Origin of the sequence: Diaphorobacter sp. J5-51, assembly GCF_001023515.1 — a bacterium.
GTDB lineage: Bacteria > Pseudomonadota > Gammaproteobacteria > Burkholderiales > Burkholderiaceae_C > Diaphorobacter > Diaphorobacter nitroreducens.
The window spans coordinates 1-3,940 of sequence record NZ_JSYI01000019.1; the positions used below are offsets into that span (position 1 = coordinate 1).

The 3,940-nt window shown below is 51.2% G+C and carries 4 protein-coding genes; all 4 read left to right on the forward strand.

Annotation, left to right across the window (positions count from 1 at the left end; all coding sequences use genetic code 11):
- On the forward strand, positions 1 to 407 hold a 407-nt coding region (locus OX89_RS17895), incomplete at its 5' end, for a hypothetical protein (RefSeq protein WP_234305477.1).
- A gap of 289 nt (positions 408 to 696) precedes the next feature.
- The gene (locus tag OX89_RS18365) at positions 697 to 1,110 is read left to right on the forward strand and encodes a hypothetical protein (protein ID WP_157497262.1); all 414 of its coding nucleotides are present in this window, start codon (positions 697 to 699) and stop codon (positions 1,108 to 1,110) included.
- Between the two features lie 387 nt (positions 1,111 to 1,497).
- Positions 1,498 to 3,396, forward strand: coding sequence for a DUF4942 domain-containing protein (locus OX89_RS02455; RefSeq protein WP_157497264.1), 1,899 nt, complete (start codon positions 1,498 to 1,500; stop codon positions 3,394 to 3,396).
- 73 nt (positions 3,397 to 3,469) lie between these two features.
- Positions 3,470 to 3,844, forward strand: coding sequence for a hypothetical protein (locus OX89_RS18370; protein ID WP_157497266.1), 375 nt, complete (start codon positions 3,470 to 3,472; stop codon positions 3,842 to 3,844).
- Positions 3,845 to 3,940 lie beyond the last annotated feature (96 nt).

Here is a 3,940-nt window from a genome sequence, read left to right on the forward strand (position 1 = left end):
TGAATTCAAAACGGTCGCTGGCCGTGTCGCAAGACGAATCAGCATTAAAGGCTCGAAAGAGCAAATTAAACCCAGCGGGTGCAACACCCGATGGTGTGCTCCTGCGTTTAAAAAAGGAGCACGACATGAACTTGAGAATTCGCGACGCAGACTTGGCTGTACTGCAAAAAGCAATTTGCCCTCTTGATACCAATGAGAGACGGGCGCGCTACCAGAGCGGCAAATTTCCCTATGCTGAGGGTTGTCGCGATATCAATATGCGTTACCGCTGGGATTTGGTGTATGCCAGCGGAATGCGTTTTGGTGATGGTCGTGGGATGCAGGGTAGCCTGAATCTCTATTCGTATCTAAACGATAAGCATATAGACGCTGCACTGCGCAGCTTCATTCCGCCATTAAATTCATGAACGAATCAGGATCCCATGCGCACGCATGGGCTCCTGCCAATATCATATATACGTTACGCAATGCACCATGGATTTGCATGAGAAATAATTGTTTTCTAAATTGCTTAATAATAGGCAATTTTGTAAACAAGTATTGTTTCTCACTGACGTAATGTCATGAGTTCAATCGGTCGCTGGCCGAGCCTTCTGGCAAAACAGCATAATCCGACGTTAGTAATTAACGTTATTTCAACCCATGCGGGACACATGCCCAGCACGGGGATAGTGTTTCGCTAACCAAGGAAACACTATGGAACTCGAAAAAATAGTTCTGATATTCGCATTGTTCGGATCAGCCAAGGTCGTGCTTGACACGATTGTGGCTGCTGTGAAATATGCAGCATCGAATCAGAATAAATCCGATGAAGCAGATAAACTAAAGGAAGCGGTTACTCTTATCGAATCCATGTCACTGGAGGCTGAAAAGTTGCGTGACAGTAACGTCATGCTGCAGAAGCGTCTGGACGAGCTCCAGCTTTCCGTTGCTGAAATGCAGGTACAGCCTGTCAAACGGAATAGCCGTAATCCCAAGAAGGTAGCGGCTCCAGTGCAGCCAGAGAACTCTGAGCCTGCATCTGTGCAACACAGGCATGGAAAGTCGAGCACCGAAGAACAGAGTCCGTTTTATATGGATTCAGATCGTTTTGAGGTGGTAATCGTCTGACGTTTACTTTTCTTGATGATGATCCGATTCATGGTGAATCGGAGTTGCGTATCCAACGGGAGTCCCTATCCCGTTGGGATGGGTGTCTCCATTGTTTTATAGGAGACAACCATGCTTGAGCAGGCAGCAAACCCTAAGAGGTTTGGATTTTTCGACGCCCTTGATCGGGCCAAGGAGTCCAAGATTCGTGGTTCGATCATGAGCTACGAAATCATGTCTTGCCCTTTGCAAGGGCGTGTCATTAGGGTGCAAAATAACAATGGGATGTGGAGTCCATATCCTCTGTTTGTGGAACATCCGAAGACCATTCACTAGCGTATTTTTTTAACCCGGCAGGGATCACTCCCTGTCTGGGGGTGACTCTGCCTTTTGTTTAAGGAGAGCATCATGGATTTTCAGTTTTATCCCACCGGGGCACACACAGCAGCGCGCATGTGGGCCAAGTTCAAGCGTCCCATCGGCGTTGTCTGTGACCCTTCTGCGGGTCAGGGGCATCTTTGGATGCATGCGCAAAATGGGTTCGAGGGGGTTCCGGAAGAGGATCTTCCTTGGGTAGTCGAATTGCCAGATGAAGAGACCCAGGGACGATACAGTATTCGTCTCCGGCAGCGTGCGAGATTCAAATTCAGCAATGAAGGCGAGCATCGTCGGGGTAGAAAGGGATTCCTGGCCGTAGAAATAGATGCACAGCATCACGCAGCACTGCGAGAGCTAGGCGCCACCGTGCTTGGCTACGATTTCATGGACATTGAATCCCTCGCGACTGTCGATCAGGTAATTATGAACCCCCCGTTCGCGGACGGGGCCAAACACGTTCTGCACGCTTGGAGTAGGGTGTACGACGCGGAGATCGTGGCAATCGTCAATGCGGAGACCATCAGGAATCCGTACAGCCAGGAGCGCAAGCGCCTGGTCGAGTTGATCGACTTGCATGGCTCGGTTGAGTACCTGCATGACCAGTTCACCAACAACGTTGATCGCAAGACTGACGTGGAGGTGGCGTTGATTTATCTGGAGAAAAAACCCGAAGCCATGTTCGATATGGATGCAATCTTGCGTGGACTCAAACAAGGTGACAACTCACGCGGCCCGGAAATTGAGCCTGAGATGTGCAATGCCCTGGCGCTGCCTGAGAACTTCGTGAGCAACGTGTACAGGTACTTCGTGCGGGCAGTGGATACGGCTCGTGTGGCGGCAGAGGCTACGGCTATTGCTGTGCAAGCTAGTAACTGTCTGGGACTCAACCTGGAAGCCATGCAAGCCAAGGGTGTTGGAAATAACGCAGGTAGGGAATCCATCTCTGTGCGAGACACAGCGAACGCGAGGTTTCAAAATGCCTACCGTGAGCTGAAGAAGCAGGCATGGGCACAGATCATTCGATCGTCGCTCTTGACCAACAAGTTGAGCAACCAGGCAAGGCGGAAAGTTGAGGCCGAAGCCGAGGCGATCTACCAACTGGAGTTCAGCGTTGCAAATGTTCATGGATTCCTGTCTGGGTTGTTTGCCTCCATGGGTGATATCTACGCTGATATGGTCTGCGGGCTGTTTGACAACATCGTGGGCCGCTCGAATGACAATGTTGCCTTCTACAAGACATGGAAGTCCAACGAGCGTCATCGGTTCGGCATGCGGCTCAAGCGCACACGCTTCATCATTCCGAATTTCTCGGTGACATGGGGAGGATCACTGTGCTACGAATCTGAGCAGTTCTTGGCGGATATCGACAAGGTATTTGGCTATCTGCATGGAGTTTCGGAGTCGTATGACGGCCTGGTGCAGGCATTCAATCGGGCACGCAGCGACCAAGGTGACCGCATAAGCACGCGCTATTTCGATTTCCGTTTCTACAAGGGAGCGGGCACCATGCACTTCTACCCGAAGTCGCAAGAGGTGATCGAAAAGCTCAATCGCTTTGTCGGTGCGCGGCGTCAATGGTTGCCAGATCAAATGGATCAGGCAAACGGTGACTTCAACAAACAGTACGATGAGGCGGAAACGCTGACCAAAAAGTACGATGATGCCTGGAAGAAGAGTGCGTCTCGACGTGGGTACATATCACGTGTCTATGCAGCAACAAACGAAATGCAGACGGATGAGCACCGCGAGACCTGCAAGTCCATGGCCAATTGCATCGACAAGGTGCATGAAGACCTGGGCCTGCATTGCGGCCCTGCACTGACGGCTGCTGCGCCTGTGAAGGCGCTTGAAATGGCGAAGGAGGAAGCGCCTAAGCCACAACCGAAGTCGTACAACGAGCCCGAGCAATTGGATTTGTTGGCGGCTTGATTTCACCACCCCTTGACGGGCACCTGTTGCCCCTCGGGGCCGGTGTCCGTTTTCTTTCAAAAGGAAACGGAAAATGTCAAATTTCACTGATCAAGGCGCCTTGGCTGACAAGGCCTTCGCTGAATTTGAGTTCGGTGATGGCGTCATGGTGACCGACACCTCGGGCTGGGAGTACATGACTCCTGGCCACGAGCGGACTCGTAAGGTCTATGTCGAAACCGATAGCGAAGATGATGGCCCGTCGCCGCGTTGGGTTCTGACCTTCACGGTTCGATTTGATCCTGAAACCGGTGCCTTGTCCGAGGTATATGCCCTGGACGATAAGGGGCAGGTTTGGGGAACTATGCCAAACGAATGCGATGATTGCGGTGCCTCAGCTATTGCAATTATCGGTTGTCCAAGCGGCAAGGAAGTGTGCCAGAGTTGTTTTGAAGCTGGTGCAGTTTAAAATTAACCATCCCCTCGGGGATGGTTTTCTAAAGCATCTATTCTCTGTGTTGGATGCTTCAGAAAACCAGATTTGTCCCTCGCTGCGTAATGCAAC

Excerpts from the sequence above, each read along its gene's own strand:
- OX89_RS02455 (WP_157497264.1), top strand. The coding sequence starts at position 1,498 with ATGGATTTTCAGTTTTATCCCACCGGGGCACACACAGCAGCGCGCATG.
- OX89_RS18365 (WP_157497262.1), top strand. The coding sequence starts at position 697 with ATGGAACTCGAAAAAATAGTTCTGATATTCGCATTGTTCGGATCAGCC.
- OX89_RS18370 (WP_157497266.1), top strand. The coding sequence starts at position 3,470 with ATGTCAAATTTCACTGATCAAGGCGCCTTGGCTGACAAGGCCTTCGCT.